The organism is Pseudomonas abyssi (assembly GCF_003444685.1).
GTDB classification, from domain to species: domain Bacteria; phylum Pseudomonadota; class Gammaproteobacteria; order Pseudomonadales; family Pseudomonadaceae; genus Halopseudomonas; species Halopseudomonas abyssi.
Map to the genome: position 1 here is coordinate 85,608 of NZ_LMAZ01000005.1, position 17,425 is coordinate 103,032.

At 63.0% G+C, this 17,425-nt stretch carries 14 protein-coding genes; 8 read left to right on the forward strand and 6 right to left on the reverse strand.

What is annotated here, in order from left to right; all coding sequences use genetic code 11:
• The first annotated feature begins 140 nt into the window (after nucleotides 1-140).
• The 3 genes from ASB58_RS15250 to ASB58_RS15260 all read left to right on the forward strand — a co-directional run bounded on the left by ASB58_RS15250 (nucleotide 141) and on the right by ASB58_RS15260 (nucleotide 6,785).
• The gene (locus tag ASB58_RS15250; RefSeq protein ID WP_235827316.1) at nucleotides 141-4,229 is read left to right on the forward strand and encodes a PAS domain-containing hybrid sensor histidine kinase/response regulator; all 4,089 of its coding nucleotides are present in this window, start codon (nucleotides 141-143) and stop codon (nucleotides 4,227-4,229) included.
• 138 nt (nucleotides 4,230-4,367) lie between these two features.
• Nucleotides 4,368-4,856 carry a DUF3015 domain-containing protein gene (locus tag ASB58_RS15255; RefSeq protein WP_096005520.1) on the forward strand — a complete coding sequence of 163 codons (489 nt, stop codon included), beginning with the start codon at nucleotides 4,368-4,370 and terminating at the stop codon, nucleotides 4,854-4,856.
• A 69-nt stretch (nucleotides 4,857-4,925) separates the two neighbouring features.
• Nucleotides 4,926-6,785, forward strand: coding sequence for an Lnb N-terminal periplasmic domain-containing protein (locus ASB58_RS15260; RefSeq protein ID WP_118131478.1), 1,860 nt, complete (start codon nucleotides 4,926-4,928; stop codon nucleotides 6,783-6,785).
• A gap of 27 nt (nucleotides 6,786-6,812) precedes the next feature.
• Here the strand turns inward: ASB58_RS15260 and ASB58_RS15265 are convergent, their stop codons facing one another.
• Nucleotides 6,813-7,247 (reverse strand): nuclear transport factor 2 family protein, encoded by a 435-nt coding sequence (locus ASB58_RS15265; protein WP_096005625.1) that lies wholly within the window; start codon nucleotides 7,245-7,247, stop codon nucleotides 6,813-6,815.
• Nucleotides 7,248-7,282: 35 nt separating this feature from the next.
• Complete coding sequence (locus tag ASB58_RS15270; RefSeq protein ID WP_118131479.1) at nucleotides 7,283-8,938, reverse strand: AMP-binding protein; 1,656 nt, start codon at nucleotides 8,936-8,938, stop codon at nucleotides 7,283-7,285.
• A 197-nt stretch (nucleotides 8,939-9,135) separates the two neighbouring features.
• Here ASB58_RS15270 and ASB58_RS15275 point away from each other — a divergent pair, with 197 nt between their 5' ends.
• Nucleotides 9,136-9,765, forward strand: coding sequence for a TetR/AcrR family transcriptional regulator (locus ASB58_RS15275; RefSeq protein ID WP_118131480.1), 630 nt, complete (start codon nucleotides 9,136-9,138; stop codon nucleotides 9,763-9,765).
• A gap of 19 nt (nucleotides 9,766-9,784) precedes the next feature.
• Here ASB58_RS15275 and ASB58_RS15280 read toward each other — a convergent pair whose 3' ends face one another.
• A complete protein-coding gene (locus ASB58_RS15280) occupies nucleotides 9,785-10,747 on the reverse strand; it encodes a cytochrome-c peroxidase (protein ID WP_235827320.1) in 963 nt (320 codons plus the stop codon).
• Nucleotides 10,748-10,955: 208 nt separating this feature from the next.
• On the opposite strand from ASB58_RS15280, the gene ASB58_RS15285 reads away from it, so the two are divergent.
• The 4 genes from ASB58_RS15285 to ASB58_RS15300 are packed head-to-tail and all read left to right on the forward strand — an operon-like array spanning nucleotide 10,956 to nucleotide 14,032.
• Nucleotides 10,956-11,492 carry an iron transporter gene (locus tag ASB58_RS15285; protein WP_118131481.1) on the forward strand — a complete coding sequence of 179 codons (537 nt, stop codon included), beginning with the start codon at nucleotides 10,956-10,958 and terminating at the stop codon, nucleotides 11,490-11,492.
• A gap of 2 nt (nucleotides 11,493-11,494) precedes the next feature.
• Nucleotides 11,495-11,839 carry a cupredoxin domain-containing protein gene (locus ASB58_RS15290; protein ID WP_096005525.1) on the forward strand — a complete coding sequence of 115 codons (345 nt, stop codon included), beginning with the start codon at nucleotides 11,495-11,497 and terminating at the stop codon, nucleotides 11,837-11,839.
• Between the two features lies 1 nt (nucleotide 11,840).
• A complete protein-coding gene (locus ASB58_RS15295; protein WP_118131482.1) occupies nucleotides 11,841-12,671 on the forward strand; it encodes an FTR1 family iron permease in 831 nt (276 codons plus the stop codon).
• Complete coding sequence (locus ASB58_RS15300; protein ID WP_118131483.1) at nucleotides 12,668-14,032, forward strand: 4Fe-4S binding protein; 1,365 nt, start codon at nucleotides 12,668-12,670, stop codon at nucleotides 14,030-14,032. Before ASB58_RS15295 ends, ASB58_RS15300 begins: the two co-directional genes overlap by 4 nt.
• Before the next feature lie 379 nt (nucleotides 14,033-14,411).
• Here ASB58_RS15300 and ASB58_RS15305 read toward each other — a convergent pair whose 3' ends face one another.
• From ASB58_RS15305 to ASB58_RS15315, 3 genes are read right to left on the reverse strand one after another with little or no spacing between them, the layout of a single operon-like run.
• On the reverse strand, nucleotides 14,412-15,131 hold the full coding sequence (locus ASB58_RS15305) for an anaerobic ribonucleoside-triphosphate reductase activating protein (RefSeq protein ID WP_118131484.1): 720 nt from the start codon (nucleotides 15,129-15,131) through the stop codon (nucleotides 14,412-14,414).
• 48 nt (nucleotides 15,132-15,179) lie between these two features.
• Complete coding sequence (nrdD, locus tag ASB58_RS20345; RefSeq protein WP_118131485.1) at nucleotides 15,180-15,329, reverse strand: anaerobic ribonucleoside-triphosphate reductase; 150 nt, start codon at nucleotides 15,327-15,329, stop codon at nucleotides 15,180-15,182.
• Between the two features lie 29 nt (nucleotides 15,330-15,358).
• A complete protein-coding gene (locus tag ASB58_RS15315) occupies nucleotides 15,359-17,383 on the reverse strand; it encodes a ribonucleoside triphosphate reductase (RefSeq protein ID WP_118131486.1) in 2,025 nt (674 codons plus the stop codon).
• Between the last annotated feature and the right edge of the window lie 42 nt (nucleotides 17,384-17,425).

Here is a 17,425-nt window from a genome sequence, read left to right on the forward strand (position 1 = left end):
ACACACCCAGACGCGCCGCCCTGCTGGTCCTCGCGGCGGGTCTCGCCTGTACGCTGCTGGCGTGCGGGTGGGTAGCGCGCGACAACGCGCGGGAGGTTGAACAGGCGCTGCACTCGGCCACCGACCAAGCAGCCACAGTGGTGACCAAACGCATCGAGTTGTACCAGTACGGGCTGCGCGGCGCCCGGGGTGCGCTGCTGACGGGCGGAGAACACAGCATGACGCGCGAGCAATTCGCCAACTACGCGCGGACTCGAGACAAAGACAGCGAGTTTCCTGGCGCGCGCGGCTTCGGCTTTATCCGCCGCGTGCCGGTCAGCGAGCAGGCGGCCTATCTGGACCGCGCCCGTGCCGACGGCGAGCCGGACTTCAGCATCCGCCAGCTTCGGCCACACGACGGTGAGCGCTACGTCATTGAGTACATCGAGCCGCTAGCCTCCAACCGGCAGGCGGTCGGCCTGGACATTGCGTCGGAAACCAACCGCCGCAACGCCGCCCTGGCCGCACTGACCACCGGGAGCGTGCAGCTGACCGGCCCGATCACCCTGGTCCAGGCCACGGGCAAGCCCTTGCAATCGTTTCTGATCCTGATGCCCATCTACCGCACCGGCGCGACACCAGACAGCGTCGAAGCGCGGCTGCGCGAGGGCTACGGCTGGAGCTACGCGCCGCTACTGACCGAAGACGTATTGAGCAGCCTGCTGCTGAGTCTGGAAAATGACGGGTTGCAGATTCGCCTGAGCGACGTCACCGACCCCGCCACGCCGGTCAACTTCTATCAGGGCGACGAGCCCGCAGGCGGCCTGACCCAAGGCCTGCACCAGTGGAGAGAGCACGAAGTGTATGGCCGGCGCTGGCACATCGAGTTGATGGCCGGCCCCGCCTTTGTCGCCGCCCTGGACCTGCCCTCGCCCTGGCTGGTGGCCGGCGGCGGCCTGTTGGCCAGTCTGCTGCTGGCGGCGCTGACCGGCGTCGCCGGGGTGAATCGCTTCCGTCATCACCAGCTGCGGATTCAGCAGGCCCGGCTGGCAGCCATCGTCAACAGCTCCGCCGACGCCATCATAGGCCAGTCCCTGGATGGCCTTATCACCAGTTGGAACCACGGCGCCGAGCAGATGTTCGGTTACCCGGCCAGCGAGGCACTGGGACGCGACCTGATTGCAATGCTGGTTCCCACAGCCAGCGCTGAGAAGGCAGCAGCCGTCCAGCTGCGCATCGCCCGTGGTGAGCAGCTGAGCCACTACCATGCGCAGCGACGGCATCGCGATGGGCATCTGATCGACGTGTCCTGTGCCGTCTCTCCCCTGCTCGATGACCACGGCCGGGTCAGCGGTTTGTCCAGCACCCTGCGCGACATTTCTGCGCAGAAAGAGGCGGAACGGCGGACTCTGGAGCTCAACGCCAACCTCGAAAGCCAGGTCGCCGAGCGGACACGGGAGCTGCACGAAGCAAATCTGCTGCTCAACAACGTGCTGCAATCCGCCTCGGAGGTGTCGATCATCGCATCCGACACCCAAGGCGTGATTCAGGTGTTCAACAGGGGTGCGGAGAACCTGCTGGGCTACCGTGCGGAGCAGATGATCGGACAGCAGACACCCGCCATGCTGCACGACCCCGATGAGGTAGCAGCCCGCAGTCACGAACTCAGCGCAGAATACGGCGAGGCCATCGAGGGCTTCAGGGTGTTCGTTCACAAACCCGAACTGGAGGGTGCCGAGAGACGTCAATGGACCTACGTGCGAAAGGACGGCAGCCGCACCACCGTGACGCTGGTGGTGACGGCCATGCGCGACGCCGATGGCCAGCTGGTCGGTTATCTGGGGATTGCCCTGGACATGTCCGAGCTGCTGCGTCTGGGCCGCGAAACCGCAGCCGCCCTGGACCAGCTGCAGCTGGCCTCCGAGGTCGCAGGCCTCGGCATCTGGACCTGGGTACCGGACAGCGGCCAGCTGCAGTGGAACGAGCGCATGCTTGAGCTGTACGACTACACCGCCGACGACCAGACACGCGGGCTGACCTACGCCCACTGGCGCGCGCGACTGCACCCGGAGGACGCCGACCGGTTGGAGCACGGCCTGCAGCGGGCGATCCGCGGCGAGGCCGATTTCGACATGACCTTTCGGATCGTCAAGACCAGCGGCAAGGTGCTGCACATCCAGGCCAAGGCACAGGTGGAGCACGACGCCTGCGGGCAAATCGTCTCGGTGCTCGGGATCAACCGTGACATCACCGCCCAGCTGGAGCAGGAAACGCGCCTGCGTGAGGCCAAGGAGCAGGCCGATGCCGCCAACCAGGCCAAGAGTGCCTTCCTGGCCAACATGAGTCATGAAATACGCACGCCGATGAACGCCGTGCTGGGCATGCTCAAGCTGGTACAGGGCACCGGCCTGAATCCGCGCCAGCTCGACTACGTGCTCAAGGCGCTGGGCGCAGCTCACTCGCTGCTCGGCCTGCTCAACGACATCCTCGACTACTCCAAGATCGAAGCCGGCAAACTGGAGCTGGACCACCACGATTTCGAGCTGGAAATGCTGCTACGCGACCTTGCCGTGGTGCTGGCCGGCAACCAGGGCCAGAAAGATCTGGAAGTCCTGTTCGACATCGACAGCAGCCTGCCCACGGCCCTGCATGGTGACAGCCTGCGCCTGCAGCAGGTGCTGATCAACCTGTCCGGCAATGCCCTGAAGTTCACCCAGCAGGGGCAGGTCATCGTCAGTGTCAAACAGCTGAGCCGCAGCGCCGAGCAGGTGCGCCTGCGCATTGCCGTGAGCGATACCGGCATCGGCATCAGCGCGGCGCAGCAGAAGCACATCTTCGACGGTTTTACCCAGGCAGAAGCCTCGACCACCCGGCGCTTTGGCGGTACCGGACTGGGGTTGGTAATCTGCAAACGGCTGGTTGCCCTGATGGGCGGTGAGCTGCAGGTAGAGAGCCAGCCCGGCGTGGGCAGCCGTTTCTGGTTTGACCTTGAGCTCAAGATCGCCAGCCCCCGAACACTGAAGGAGCAAGCGCGCGCTGAACTGCAAGACCAGCACCTGCTGGTGGTGGACGACAACCCCACCTCGCTGGAGATGCTGACTGCAATGGTAACCGAGCTGGGCTGGCAGGCCGATCAGGCCCACAGCGGCACCGAGGCCATTGAACGCGTCAAGCGCCGGCACACTGCCTACGATGCCGTGCTGATGGACTGGCGCATGCCCGAGATGAACGGCCTGGAGGCGGCGCGCCTGATACAGCAGTCCGTCGGCGAGCACGGCCCGCAACCCACCATCATCATGGTCACGGCCCACGGCCGCGAAGTGCTGGCAGAGCAGCACAGCGCCGGCGACGCGCCCTTCGCCAGCTTTCTGACCAAGCCCATCACCGCGCGGCAGCTGGTCTCCAGCCTGATACAGGCCAACCGGCACGGCGTGGCTGAAGCGGTTGCGCCAACCGCCAATGCGCCGCAGCGGCTGCAGGGACTGCATCTGCTGGTCGTCGAAGACAACGCATTGAATCGCCAGGTGGCCAGCGAGCTGCTGGCCGGCGAAGGGGCAACCGTGGTGCTCGCCGAGGGCGGCCTTGAAGGCGTGGAGAAAGCGCTAGGTGAGCCGGGCTTTGACGTTGTGCTGTTGGACATTCAGATGCCCGATATTGACGGCCTTGAGGCCGCCCGCCGGATTCGCGCCGCCGGAACCCGCGCACGCATGCCCATTATCGCCATGACAGCCAACGCCGCAGAAACCGACCGCCAGGCCTGCCTGCAGGCCGGTATGAACGACCATGTCGGCAAACCTATCGACCTGGAGAAACTGGTCACCGTGATCCTCAGGCAGTGCAACGGCGAGGTCGCCGGGTCAGCGCCAGCAACGGCGAGCGACGCGCCTGAGATAGAAACCCCCGACGAATTACTCGACCGCTTTGGCGGCAAGCTGACGCTGCTGCGCTCGGTGCTGCTGGTGTTTCCCGATCAGACGCATAGGCTGCTCGACGACCTGCAACAGCAGGTGGACAACGCCGACATCGACGCCATCCTCTACCACCTGCATACGCTCAAGGGCAGCTCCGGCACCATGGGCGCAACCCGGCTATCGCGCCACTGCGCCGAGTTGGAGCAGGCGTTCAGAACAGACCCGCAAGCCGCCCTCAGCATGCCCGACTGGATCACGGCGCTGCGCACCGAACTGGAGCGAGCGGTTGCCCTGCTGGAAGCAGAGGTGGTCAAGCTGGAACAAACGGACGCCGACTGATCGGCCGGGACAGTACCAAACGCGCCCTTTTCAGCCAACCAGTCGACATCAAAGTGCAGCAATCAGGTCATGCAATTGCAATGAAAGCGGTGAACTTGCTAGATTCCAAGCTCCCCCCCATAAAACGGAAATTCCATCATGAAACGGATCCTGATTGGTACTGTGCTCGCTGCTGCCTCCATGAATGTCTTTGCTGTTGCACCGGGCGGCCCCGGTTGCGGTTGGGGCAACATGCTGTTTGAAGGTCAGAGCGGCCTGCCTTCCCACCTGATCGCCTCCATCACCAACGGCACCTCCGGTAACGCCACCTTCGGCATGACCTCCGGCACCAACGGCTGTGACACCAGCGGTCGTCTGGCCTACAACGGCAAGCCGATGCTGGTACTGAGCAGCATTATGAGCGAGCTGTCCGAAGACGTTGCCCGCGGTGAAGGCGAAGCCCTGACCACCTATGCCGTCGTACTGGGTATCGACGTTGAAGATCGTGACCACTTTGCTGCGGTTACCCACGCGCACTTCAGCGAGATCTTCCCGAGTGCCGACGTGACTGCCGAGCAGGTTCACGCCACCACCCTGAGCCTGATGAGCAAGGATCCGATCCTGGCCAAGTACGCAGAACAGGCATAATCAGTCGCTATGCCCCGGGGCCGGCACGTGCCGGCTCCGTTTTTCCCTCCCTCTGCTGCTACCCCTCCGATGCTCAAACGCCTGATTCCCCTGCTGCTCGGCAGCACCTGCCTTGGTGTGCACGCAGCGCCCACGGTGACCCACAATCAGCTGCAGGCTCTGGCAGCAGAGCGCCACTGGCTGAACCTGGGGCACTACCAGCCCGGTCGCTTCAGCGGGTGGCGCAGCTATGTCGATGACGACAGTTTCTTTCTGGCTGCCGATGGCGCCAGCAACCCGAGCAGTGAGCTGCAGGCCACCCTGCAAGCGCTGTACGCTCCCGTTGGAGACGATCCCAACCAGCACGCCCAGTGCCGCTATCCATCGCGCACCCGCTGGCTAAGCGAGCAGTTGCAGCTGACCGGGCTACCGACACCCAAGTGCAGCGAGTACCGAGAGTGGTATGAGGACATCAATCCGCACGCGACCGTGCTGGTGTTCCCGGATGCCTACCTGAACAGCCCCTCCTCGATGTTCGGCCACACCCTGCTGCGCATTGATTCGCCCGACACTCAGGCCAGCGGCACCAGCCTGCTGACCTACGCCCTCAACTTTGGCGCCATGGTCGAGAGCATGGACAACAGCATGCTGTACGCATGGAAAGGGCTGGCCGGCGGCTACCCGGGACAGTTTTCGCTGCTGCCCTACCGTGACAAGATCGGCGAATACAGTCGTCTGGAAAACCGCGACCTGTGGGAGTACCAGCTGGACCTGAGCCCGGAAGAAACCGCGCGTATGGTCGAGCATGTCTGGGAGCTGCGTCAGGTCATCTTTGACTACTTCTTCTTCGACGAGAACTGCTCCTATCGCCTGCTCGAGCTGCTGGAAGTCGCTCGACCCGGCTTGCGCCTGACCGAGCAGTTTCCGCTGACCGCGATCCCTGCCGATACCGTGCGCGCCGTGCGCGAGGCAGGCATGATCAGCGACGTCAACTACCGCCCCTCGCGTGAGCGCGAGCTACTGGCCCGCGCCGCACCGCTGGACGCCGACGAGCTACGCTGGGTACGTCAGCTGGCCGACGACGAGGCCGTGCTGCAGGACGACGCATACCAGGCGCTGCCGGTTGCGCGGCGCGCATTGATTCAGGAAGCCGCCTACCGTCTGGTGCGTTACGAGGCCGCCGGCCAGCAGCGCGACAGCGCCAACGCCGCGCGCAGCTACCAGATACTGCAGGCAATCAACCGCAACCCGCCGCCGGCGCTGGCCATCGAGACACCGACCTACCCGGAATATGGCCACGAGTCGCGGACTTGGCAACTCGCCGCCGGCAGCCGCGAGGGCCGCGCCTTTGCCGAATACGGCCTGCGCATGGCCTACCACGACTTGGCCGACAATCTGGCCGGCTTCCCGCTGGGCGCGCAGATCGAGCTGGGTGACATCAAGCTGCGCCAGTACGAAGGCAACCACTGGCAGCTGGAAGAATTTGGCCTGGTCAACATTCGCTCGCTGACGCCACGCAGCGCCCTGCTCAAGCCCTGGTCCTGGCAGGTTGAAGCCGGCTGGGAGCGGGTGGCCGGCGAAGACGGCCAGCGCCGTCTGGTACCGCACCTCAACGGCGGCGGCGGCTTTGCCTGGCAGCCGTGGAACAATGTACTGGGCTACAGCATGGCAACGCTGCGGCTGGAGCATCACCGCGACTTTGATGCACCGCTGAGTGCTGCGGCCGGGTTTGATGCCGGCCTGCTCTGGCGTAACCCGCTGGGTAATCTGCTGCTGGAGGCGCAGGCTGATTATTTTGACAACGGCGAGGTGCGCCGCAGCCTGAACCTGGCCCAGCAGTGGGAGCTGGGCCGCAATCTCGGCGTACGCCTGCAGGCGTCCCGGGAGTTCAGTCAGTTCAGCGCAGCGCAGACCGAGTTTGCATTGCAACTGCGCTGGTATCACTACTGACAAACGGGGCTACAGAGCCCCGCTGCTTCAGGCTTTGGCCTTGGCTGCCGCCAGATAGCTGGCCAGCCGGCTGCCCATTTCCTGGCCCAGCGCCTGCAAGCCGCTCAGCGGCCGCACCATCACCTCAAACTCGACGATCTTGCCCGCCTCGTTGAAGCGAATCATGTCGATACCCTTGAGCTGACGGCCATGCACTTCAGCACTGAATTCCAGCACCACGTTGAGGCCGTCACCGGTCGCCAACTGACGGTGATAGGTGAAGTTCTCAAACACCTGCAGCACCGTATTGAGAATGGTCGAAACCACCTCGGCGCCCGGGTACGGCGAGTGCGCCATCGGCGAGCGAAAGACGGCCTTGGCGTCCAGCAGGCTGATCAGCTCGCCCAGGTCCTTGCGCTCGACCATCTGGTGCCAATGCTCAAGGGTGGCCGCCGCGGCCGGTTGAAGTTGCAGATCTGACATGATGATTTCCTTGGTGTAAGCGGCCAGCGCGGCCGTCATTGTTCAGCGCGCAACTCAGCGCGCAGTATCTTGCCAACAGGCGACTTGGGCAGTTGCTCGCGAAACAGAATCTGCCGCGGCACCTTGTAGGCGGTCAGCCGTTCGCGGCAATGCAGGATCAGCTGCTCCGCCGACACGCCCGGACTGCGCAGGGCAACGAAGGCGCGAATCGCCTCACCGGTGCTGTCATCGGGCACCCCGACCACCGCGACCTCAGCCACATCCGGATGCTCGGCCAGCACGTCTTCCACTTCGTTTGGGTAGACGTTGAAGCCCGACACCAGAATCAGGTCCTTCTTGCGATCAACAATGCGCAGATAGCCTTGCTCGTCCATCACGGCGATGTCACCCGTGTTGAACCAGCCATCGCAGAACGCCTCTCGGTTTTCATCCGGGCGATTCAGGTAGCTGCCTACCACATGCGGGCCGCGAATCAGCAGCTCGCCCGGCTCACCCACTGTGCAGGCGTTGCCAGCGGCATCGCGAATCAGTAAATCGCAACCGGGCAGCGGCAAACCTACGGTGCCGGGGCGACAGTGCTCACCCGGCGGATTAAAGGCGACAAAGCAGCTGCTCTCGGTCAGCCCGTAGCCTTCCAGTATCTGCCCCGCGGTAGCCAGCCAGCGCGCCTGGGTGGTTGGGCGCAGGGCCGTGCCACCGGAGACCGCGGCCTTGAGCGCCGGCGGTTTGGCCAGAAACCAGGGCTCTGCCAGCAGGCCGGCAAACAAGGTGTCGACACCGGTCATCCAATGCACGGCAAACTGCTCAAACGCGGGCTGCAGATTGCTCAACGGGCGCGGATTGGGCACCAGCAGATTGCGCCCACCGCTGCGGTAGAACAGCAGGAAGTTAAAGTTGAAGGCGAAGATGTGATACAGCGGCGGCACCGTGAGAATCACATCACCCGGCGCGAAAGGCATGCCGAAACCTGTGATGTAGTCCTCGGCCATCTGCAACACCGCCTGCAGATTGGCGTGGGTCAGCACCGCGCCCTTGCTGCGCCCGGTGGTACCGCCGGTGTACTGATAGAGCGCAACCGGGTTGGCGCGATAGGCAGGCAGCGGTAGCGCCGCTCCGGCGGCCAATGCATCGACAACACGGGGCAAACCGGCCACATCCACACCCGCCTGCGCAGCAATTGCCCGCCCAACCTCCGGCGGGAAGAAGTCACCCAGGCTGGTCGTCAGCAGGGCAATACCTAACGCCTGCGCAATCGGCGCAGCGCGCTCAACGAACAGGTCACAGGCAATCAGCAAGCGCGCGCCGCTGTCAGCCAATTGATTGCGTACCTCGCGCTCGGTATACAGCGGGTTCACATTGGTCACGATCAAACCGGCCTTCCACGCGCCCAGTACCGCAACCGGGTAATGCAGACTGTTCGGCAGCTGGACTGCAACCACCTCCCCCACCTGCATCTGCTGCTCATCGATCAGCCAGGCAGCTAACTGGTCGGATAGCGCCTGTACCTGGCTGAAGGACAGATCAGCGGTCAGCCCATTGGGCAGCACCAGGGTGAAGGCCGGGCTATCGCCGTAGCGCTCAGCCAACAGCGCCGGCCATTGCGCCAGGTTGCCCTGCAGCAGATCGGGCGCCAGCTGATAGTTCTGCAGTGCGGGTGGATAGCGACGCTCCCACAAACGGCTTTCGGTCATGCACAGGCTCCTTGAAGTAAGGCGCGCCGCAAACTTATCAGCGTTAAGATAAGATCGGACGCTGCCGCGGCGGCTCTTGGTAGTCGTCTCGCTCAACAGCTGAAAGGAAAGTACGGAGCAATCTTATCAATGTCAAGATACTTGCCCGTGTTAAGATTCGGGCCTGCTCAACCTGACCGCTCGCAGAGAACCCGCTTATGGCAAAGCCCGCGAAACGCGCACGCGACACCTACCACGTCGGTAACCTGGCACCGCAGCTGCTGGCAGCAGCCCGCGCCTTGCTGGAAGAGGTAGGACCAACCAAGCTGTCGTTGCGTGCAGTATCGGAGCGCGTGGGTGTGAGCGCGACCGCGGCTTATCACCATTTCCAGAACCGCAACGAGCTGGTCGGCCAGCTTGCCGCGCAAGGGTTCTCCGAGCTGGCTGGTGCACTGCAACGCGCCTACAGCAACGGCTCCGGGCTGGACAAGCTGCGCGCCGGCAGCCTCGCGTATCTGCACTTTGCGCGCAGCAATCCGGCGCTCTATCAATTGATGTTCGGCCCTGAGTTCACCGACGATACGATGATTCCGGTCTTGCAGCGCGAACGGCTGGCCGCCTTCGGTGAGCTCAAGCGCATGGTGGCCGATACGCTCGGCCAGGAGCTGGACAGCGCGGAGGTGCGCAAGGCATCGGTCGCCGCCTGGTCCTACACCCATGGGCTGACCTCGCTGGTCATTCACGGCCTGCTGCCGGGCGCAGCCGAACACAGCGACGAGCGCTTTGTCGACCGCACCCTGCAGGGCTTTGCTGCGCTGGCTGTCAGCTGCACACCGCCAGCGCCGTAGCCCGCATCAGCGGAGCGCTCTACTCGAAGGGTTTCGGCCGTGGCGTTGCGTTGTTGGACGGCGGCAGAATCGGCAACGCAAAACTGGGTTGCTGGCCGGTCAAGGTCTTGAGGAAGGCAGTAATACTGGCAATATCCTCGTCGCCCAGCTGGCGCCCCAGCTGCAGCCGCGCCATCACGTCAACCGCCTCTTCCAGCGTCCAGTAGGCGCCATCGTGGAAGTAGGGATAGGTCAACTCGACATTACGCAGGGTCGGCACCTTGAACTTGAAGCGATCCGCGTCCTGGCCAGTCAGCCCGGCAACCCCCTCGGCCGGGTTGGCGGTTTCATAGGCGCTGATCAGCCCCATTTTCTGAAAGCTGTTGCCACCGGCAGCCGGGCCGTTATGACAGGCCACGCAACCGGTGTCCTTGAATAGCTGATAGCCGCGCAGCTCGTCCTCAGTCATCGCCTGAGTGTCACCCAGCAACCAGCGATCAAAGCGCGAGAAGGGCGTGACCAGGGTTTCCTCGAACTCGGCGATGGCATCGGTCACCTCGTCGATGGTGATCTGCTGCACACCGTAGACCCGGGCAAACGCCTCGCTGTACTGCGGAATCGAGCGCAGGGTATCGACCGCCAGGGTGTGGGTAAACGCCATCTCGCCCGGGTTGGCAATCGGTCCGGCAGCCTGCTCCTTGAGGTCTGCGGCGCGGCCGTCCCAGAACTGCGCCACGTTCAGGCTGGAGTTAAGTACCGTCGGCGAGTTGATCGGGCCCTGCTGCCAGTTGTGCCCAATGGAGGTTTGCAGGTTGTCGCTGCCGCCCATGCTCAGGTTGTGACAGGAGTTGCAGGAAATGAAACCCGAGCGCGACAGGCGCGGGTCAAAAAACAGCTGCTTGCCCAGCTCAACCTTCGCCGGGTCGGTTATCTGCGCGGGCAGAATGGGCTGGATAGGTTCGTTGTTCGGCGTCATCGCCATCGCCGGCGCGATGCCGGCCATACACAGGAGCAATACACGGATCTTCATATGCCACCTCGGCTGCCTGCCCATTAACCATATAAAGATCATGGATAAATGACGGCAACAGCTTACTGACCCAGGTCAAATACGCGATGGCTAATTCGCCGCACAATTAGCGCGAATCGTTTTCATTTTCAGCCACAGCGCTAGGCTGATCGACATTCTCTCTGTCGCCATGGAGCCCTGTATGCACCTGTTCAAACTGATTCCGTTTTGCCTGCTAACCTGCGCCGGCACCCTGCACGCCGCCGAGTATCCGATCGGCGCGCCGCAGCACTGTGGTGGCATGGAGGTGGGCGCGGTATACCTGCAACCGATTGAGATGGAGCCGGCTGGCATGATGCGTCCGGCAGCCGAGTCCGATGTACACCTGGAAGCCGACATCAGCGCCCTGGAAGACAACCGCAATGGCTTTCAGGAAGGCAGCTTTGTGCCTTACCTGCGCATTGCCTACCACCTGCAGCGTGACGACAGCGAGCAGTTGATCAGCGGCGATTTTCACGCCATGGTCGCCAGCGACGGGCCGCATTATGGCGACAACGTCAAACTGGACGGCCCGGGGCGTTATCAGCTGACCCTACAGGTATCACCACCTGACACCGGCCATGATCACAGCTTTGGCCGTCACACCGACCGCGAAACAGGGGTTGCTCCCTGGTTCCAACCCTGCGAGCTGACCTACAGTTTTGTTTACGCTGGCACCGGCAAGAAAGGCGGCTACTGAACATGGCCGGTGCCCTGCCGTTGTCCACTCCGGTAGCTGCGTTGCTGCTTTCACTTTTCGCCAATGCCGTGCTGGCCGGAGGACTACCCACGGTTGAGCTGGAAATCCGCGACGGTGCCTTTGACCCAGCGGTCATCCAAGTAGCCGCAGGGCAGCGGTTCAAGATCAACCTGCACAATCGAGGTAACGGCCCGGTGGAGTTTGAAAGCCTGGCCTTGCGGGTAGAAAAGGTGCTGGGGCCGGGCGTTAGCTCATTCGTGGTCATCCACCCTCTACGCCCCGGCCGGTACAGCTTCTTTGACGAATTTCACCTGGATATGCCCGAAGGGATAATAGAAGCACACTGACATGACACAGGCTCTGTTGATTGTATGGCGCGAAAGCGTCGAAGCACTACTGGTCATCGGGCTGCTGTATGCCTGGCTGCAACGTTTACCCGCACGCCACCGGCCCCAGGGCAAGCGAGCTCTTTGGCTTGGCGTCCTGGCGGGAACTGGACTGGCCCTGCTGTTGGCTGCCCTGATGTTACTGGCTGGTACCTCGCTAAGCGGTCCGGCGGGCGAGTGGTTTCAAGTGGCCATGGCCGTAGTGGCCAGCGCGTTGGTACTGCAAATGGTGATCTGGATGGCGGGTAGCAATGCCACGCAACAAAGCCGCAGCGCGCCCAGCCATCCGAGGGCTGTGGCTCTACTAGCAACCTTGGCGATTGCCCGTGAAGGCAGCGAGATTGCCCTGTTTCTCTATGGCGCGGCGGCCAGCAGTGGCAGTGCCGGCATGCTCACCGGCGCGCTGACCGGCTTGCTGGTTGGCGTACTCAGCTTTGCCATACTGCAACGCGGCAGTCGCTTGCTGAACTGGAGACGTTTTTTCCAGCTCAGCACTCTGTTGCTGACCCTGCTTGGCGGAGCGATGCTGATGAGTGCCGTCGACCGCGCCAGCAGCTTGCTGATGGGGCTGGAATTGCCCGCTGCTGCCTATGACTGGCTGGGCAATGCGATGTGGGACAGCAGCGCCCTGCTGGACGACAGCTCTCGTGCCGGCGCGCTGTTTGCCAGCCTGACCGGCTACCGTGCCCATCCCCCTCTGCCCGGCCTGCTTATGCTTGCAAGCTACTGGCTGCTGGCCTGGTGGGGCTGTCACGCAAGGCGTGTGCGCTACGCTGGCCAGCTATCGGTATGACTACCGCAACGTCCCGTCTGACCCTGATTGGTCACTGGCTGCGCCGTCATGCCCGTCTGATCCGCCGTCTGCAATGGCTGGTCGTGGCCGCGTATGCGACCTTGCTGGTAGTGCCGGCACTGTTGCCGCTGCCAGACAACAACGCGCACATGCTGGACAACCTGACCCTGCTGGCACAGTTCGTGTTTTGGGGTATCTGGTGGCCCTTTGTGCTGCTGTCCATCCTGCTGTTTGGCCGCCTCTGGTGCGGCCTGCTGTGCCCGGAAGGTTCACTTAGCGAGTGGGCCAGCCACTACGGGCGCGGCAAGGGCGTGCCACGCTGGGTGCGCTGGGGCGGCTGGCCAACCGTGGGTTTTCTGCTGACTACTCTGTACGGCCAGCTAATCAGTGTCTACGACTACGCCCAGGCTGCACTGCTGATTTTGGGCGGCTCCACCTTGGCAGCCATGCTGACGGGTCTGCTCTATGGTCGAGGCAAACGTGTCTGGTGTCGCCATTTGTGCCCGGTAAGTGGCGTCTTTGCCCTGCTGGCCAAGCTAGCTCCGGTGCACTACGCGGTCAACGAGACACGCTGGCAGGCAAATCCACAGCCACACCTGCCTACCCCCAACTGCGCACCGCTAATAGACATTCGGCGCATGCGCAGCGCTTCGGCCTGCCACGCCTGCGGACGCTGTAGTGGGCAACGCAGCGCAGTGCAACTTGTTGCCCGTTCGGCCAATAGCGAGGTAGTGGAGCTCGGTGCGGATGGCAAACACCGCTGGGATGTGCGCCTTCTGTTGTACGGCGTCATCGGTCTGGCGCTGGGTGCCTTTCAGTGGACCCTTAGCCCCTGGTTTATCCAGCTCAAGCAAGGCCTGGCTGAATGGCTTGTCAATCACGACGTTTTCTGGCCCCTGCAGTCCGGCGCCCCCTGGTGGCTGTTGACGCATTACCCACAGGTCAACGACACCTTCAGCTGGCTCGACGGATTCAGCATTTGTCTATACCTGGGCGGTACAGCACTGATGCTGGGCGGTTTACTCCAGGCTCTGCTGTTTGGCGCGGCTCGGCTAAGCGGCTGCGCCCGCCCTTTCGCCGAACAACTGGCGCTGTGCCTGATTCCCATCGGGGCTGCCGGCCTGTTTCTTGGCCTCTCCTCTACCACCGTCAAGCTGCTGCGCTACGAAGGGTTACTACTCAGTTGGGTGCCTTATGCCCGAGCCATGCTTCTGCTGGGCGCATTGCTCTGGAGTCTGTGGCTCGGCTGGCGCGTCTGCAAACCGCTACCGGCACGGCACCGACCGGTTCCACTGCTGACGCTGATACTGAGCAACGCAGCCCTGGGCTACCTCTGGTACTTGCAGTTCTGGATATGGTGAGCAAAAGCGCACGAAAGCCCTCCCCTGCAAACACCTGTCATTGCCATACGGCTGCCCGAAGCAGCCTGACCGTACCGTGTGCCGAAGGCAAGAGTGGCTGCCAGCAGTACACTGCTCGACTATCCAGCCAGGTTCTGGCGTTTATCGCTGCCAGGGTCAAATACTCTGCCGCCAAGTTGACCGACGAAATGTGCTCAAACGGCGCAACGGCATGGGACTGAACATGAATGTCCAGCAACACCACTTCTGTGCTCCCCAAAGTGCAGACTGAGCAGCCAAACAGGCCAAGCTCACCAGAGACGGCGCACGGGATCATGGCCAACAACAGACGCGCAGCAGCAAGGCAGTGCAGGGTCCAAAGGCTTAGGGCGTTATACGTTCAGGCCTCGCGCAGCTCGAAGCGCTCAAATAGCCCGTGTAGCTGCAGCCACAAGCTGGCCGCCTCGGGCGGGGCAGTACTTAGCCCCAGCGTCGGGTCCAGCATGCGCGCGGGCCGCGCCAACTGAACGGTAAAGCGGCGTACACCCTGCCGTGCCAGTCGATACGCCAGGCGCAGTACGGCGCCGCTGTCGAACAGTTGCCAGTGCACGGTGGTGCGGCATTCATATTCAACACCGCTATCGTGCAGCAGTCGCAGGCTTTGCCAGTTGGCCTGACCGCTGCGCGGCGTCCCGGTGATCAGCTCGACCTGATCCTCCAGCCCCTTGACGTCAAACCCCACCCAGTCACACCAGGGCAGCACGCGCGCCAGCGCGGCAGGCTTGATGCCGGCGCTGTGCAAGCCCACCTTGAAGCCGAGCGCTCGTACCGCCTGCATGGCCTCCGGCAAGGCCGGCTGCAGGGTGGCTTCGCCGCCACTGAAGACCACCGCATCCAGCAGCCCCTGACGCTGCTGCAAGAAGCGCAGGACGCTGCGCCAGTCATGCGGCGTCTTACCGCGCGCAGCGATCAGCTCAGGGTTGTGACAATACCGGCAACGCCAGGCACAGCCCTGACAGAACAACACACAGGACAGATGATCGGGGTAATCCAGGGTAGTCATGGGTAACAGGCCGCCAATGCGCAAGCTATCGGCGGCCTGAGCAGAACAGGCTTTCATGGGCTTTCCCGTAGCGCATCCGACCCGCGGGCCGGATGCGACGCTTGCTCAGCGCGGCTCGCTGAAGTGTTGGCGTTCGCGATGCTCGGACTGCTTGCCCGGGTTGAAGGCTGACACCGGACGGTGGTAACCCATGACGCGGGTCCAGACTTCGCAACGCTGACGTTGCTCGGTGGGCAGGGTGTTGCATTTGCTCATGATGTTGCTCCTTGCTGTGGGTAACGGGATCAAGCGTCGCTGCAGGCGCCGCAACAGGTACTGGCCTGCTGTTGCAGCAGCGCCTCGTCGCAACGCGGACAAAATTCGTGCTCGCCGGCCAGATAGCCGTGCACCGGGCAGATCGAAAAGGTCGGCGTGATGGTCAGATACGGCAGGCGAAAGCGCGACAGCGCGGCGCGAACCAGTTGCCGGCAGGCAGCCGCTGATGAAATGCGTTCGCCCATGTACAGGTGCAATACGGTGCCGCCGGTGTATTTGCACTGGGCCGCGTCTTGCAGCGACAGCGCCTCGAAGGGGTCATCGGTAAAGCCTACCGGCAGCTGCGAGGAGTTGGTGTAGTAGGGCGCGTCGGCGCAGCCGGCCTGCAGGATACCGGGATAACGCTTTAGATCTTCCTTGGCAAAGCGGTAGGTGGTGCCTTCTGCCGGGGTGGCCTCCAGGTTGTAGAGATGGCCGCTGCGCTCCTGGTAGTCGACCAGTCGTGCGCGCACATGATCCAGCACCTGCAACGCCAACGCGGCACCCGCTTCGGTATGCATGCCCTCGCGGTCGCCGGTGAAATTGCGCAGCATCTCGTGCAGCCCGTTAACACCAATGGTGGAAAAGTGATTGCGCAGCGTGCCCAGGTAACGCTTGGTGTAGGGATACAGCCCGGCGTCCATATGGTGCTGAATGACCTTGCGCTTGACCTCCAGACTCTCAAAAGCCAGATCCAGCAAGCCGTCCAGACGCGCCAGCAGACCCGGCAGATCACCGGCGTGGGTGTGCCCCAGGCGCGCGCAGTTGATGGTCACTACCCCCAGCGAGCCGGTCTGCTCAGCCGAGCCGAACAGGCCGTTGCCGCGCTTGAGCAACTCGCGCACATCCAGCTGCAGTCGGCAGCACATGGAGCGCACCTGGTTGGGCTGCATGTCGGAATTGAGGAAGTTCTGGAAATATGGCAGCCCGTAGCGCGCAGTCATCTCGAACAGCCGCGTGGCGTTGTCGCTGTCCCAAGGGAAATCATGGGTGATGTTGTAGGTCGGGATCGGAAAGGTGAACACCCGCCCCCGAGCATCGCCGGCCATCATCACATCGATATAGGCGCGGTTGATCAGGTCCATCTCGTGCTGCAGGTCGCCATAGCAGAAGAGCATTTCCTCACCACCAATCACCGGCACCTGCTCACGCAGATCCTGCGGACAGACCCAGTCGAAGGTCAGATTGGTGAACGGCGTCTGGGTGCCCCAGCGCGAGGGCACATTCAGGTTGTAGATAAACTCCTGCAATAGCTGACGCACCTGCGGGTAGCTCAGGCCGTCCTGACGCACAAAGGGGGCCAGATAGGTATCAAAGGAGCTGAACGCCTGCGCGCCGGCCCATTCGTTCTGCAGCGTACCCAGAAAGTTGACCATCTGCCCGAGCGCGCTGGACAGGTGCTTCGGCGGGCCGGCTTCGATACGTCCCGGCACGCCGTTGAAGCCTTCATGCAGCAAGGTACGGAGCGACCAGCCAGCGCAGTATCCGGCCAGCATGTCGAGGTCATGAATATGCAGATCGGCCTCGCGGTGAGCCGCGCCAATCTCCGGGCTATACACCTCGTCCAGCCAGTAATTGGCAACCACCTTGCCTGACACATTGAGAATCAGGCCGCCAAGGGAATAGCCCTGATTGGCGTTGGCCTGCACACGCCAGTCTTCACGGCGCAAATACTCATTCATCGAGGCAGCCACATCCACCAGGCTGCGCCGCTCCCGCCGCAACCGTCCGTGGCGTTCGCGATAGACAATATAGGCGCGAGCGGTGGGGTAGTAACCGGCCTCCATCAACACGCGCTCGACACAGTCCTGAATCTGCTCCACCGTCAATTCCGGCCCTTCGGGCAACAGCGGCATGACCGCGCGGGTGAGGATATGCGCCTGTGCGACGCCCAGCTCCCCGGTGGCCGCACCAGCACGTTCGATGGCCCGCTCGATCTTGCCTGAATCAAAGGCTACCCGACTGCCATCGCGCTTGTTCAGCCACCGTGGCCAGCTCTGCGTCCGCATATCCATTCACGCCTCCAAGACACACCATGTAGTAGAAAAACAAAAAAA

Excerpts from the sequence above, each read along its gene's own strand:
- ASB58_RS15255 (WP_096005520.1), top strand. The coding sequence starts at position 4,368 with ATGAAACGGATCCTGATTGGTACTGTGCTCGCTGCTGCCTCCATGAAT.
- ASB58_RS15260 (WP_118131478.1), top strand. The coding sequence starts at position 4,926 with ATGCTCAAACGCCTGATTCCCCTGCTGCTCGGCAGCACCTGCCTTGGT.
- ASB58_RS15265 (WP_096005625.1), bottom strand. The coding sequence starts at position 7,247 with ATGTCAGATCTGCAACTTCAACCGGCCGCGGCGGCCACCCTTGAGCAT.
- ASB58_RS15270 (WP_118131479.1), bottom strand. The coding sequence starts at position 8,938 with ATGACCGAAAGCCGTTTGTGGGAGCGTCGCTATCCACCCGCACTGCAG.
- ASB58_RS15275 (WP_118131480.1), top strand. The coding sequence starts at position 9,136 with ATGGCAAAGCCCGCGAAACGCGCACGCGACACCTACCACGTCGGTAAC.
- ASB58_RS15280 (WP_235827320.1), bottom strand. The coding sequence starts at position 10,747 with ATGGCCGGCATCGCGCCGGCGATGGCGATGACGCCGAACAACGAACCT.
- ASB58_RS15285 (WP_118131481.1), top strand. The coding sequence starts at position 10,956 with ATGCACCTGTTCAAACTGATTCCGTTTTGCCTGCTAACCTGCGCCGGC.
- ASB58_RS15290 (WP_096005525.1), top strand. The coding sequence starts at position 11,495 with ATGGCCGGTGCCCTGCCGTTGTCCACTCCGGTAGCTGCGTTGCTGCTT.
- ASB58_RS15295 (WP_118131482.1), top strand. The coding sequence starts at position 11,841 with ATGACACAGGCTCTGTTGATTGTATGGCGCGAAAGCGTCGAAGCACTA.
- ASB58_RS15300 (WP_118131483.1), top strand. The coding sequence starts at position 12,668 with ATGACTACCGCAACGTCCCGTCTGACCCTGATTGGTCACTGGCTGCGC.
- ASB58_RS15305 (WP_118131484.1), bottom strand. The coding sequence starts at position 15,131 with ATGAAAGCCTGTTCTGCTCAGGCCGCCGATAGCTTGCGCATTGGCGGC.
- nrdD (WP_118131485.1), bottom strand. The coding sequence starts at position 15,329 with ATGAGCAAATGCAACACCCTGCCCACCGAGCAACGTCAGCGTTGCGAA.
- ASB58_RS15315 (WP_118131486.1), bottom strand. The coding sequence starts at position 17,383 with ATGGATATGCGGACGCAGAGCTGGCCACGGTGGCTGAACAAGCGCGAT.